The sequence below is a fragment of the Brevibacterium renqingii genome (assembly GCF_017808105.1).
In the GTDB taxonomy this organism is placed as follows: Bacteria; Actinomycetota; Actinomycetes; order Actinomycetales; family Brevibacteriaceae; genus Brevibacterium; species Brevibacterium renqingii.
On record NZ_JADBHF010000038.1, the window covers coordinates 1 to 494 of the forward strand.

At 66.4% G+C, this 494-nt stretch carries 1 protein-coding gene; it reads right to left on the reverse strand.

From position 1 onward, the window contains the following. The coding region (locus IHE57_RS16195; protein ID WP_209374701.1) for a metal-dependent transcriptional regulator at nucleotides 1–455 on the reverse strand (455 nt) is incomplete at its 3' end. Nucleotides 456–494: the final 39 nt, after the last annotated feature.

Consider the following 494-nt stretch of genomic DNA (forward strand, 5'->3'; position numbering starts at 1 on the left):
GCGGCCAGCAGGGTGGGCGTGTGGGAGTCCACACGCCCGTCCGGGCCGGGGATCGGGTCACCGTGCGGGTCCGACGTGGGGTGGCCGAGGAACGCGTCGATGCGATCGATGAGCCTGTCGGAGGCGGCGTGTTCGAGGATCTCGGCCTCGTCGTGGACCTCTTCCCAGCCGTAGCCGAGCGACTCGACGAGGAACGTCTCGATCAGCCGGTGCCGTCGCACCATCGACAGGGCGATGGCCTTGCCGTGGGCGGTGAGGACCGGCGGACGATAGGGCACCCGGGTGATGAGCTCGAGTTCGTCGAGGCGTTTGAGCACCTCGGTGACATTGGCCTTCGTCGTCCCGAATCGGTTCGCGAGCTCGGTCGCGGTCATCGGATCCCCACCCCATTCCTGGGCCGACCAGATGGCCTTGAGGTAATCCTGGCTGACCTCGGACACTTCACCTGCACGCATGCCTTCAGTATCCCATGGGCGATCGGGAACACATGTTGC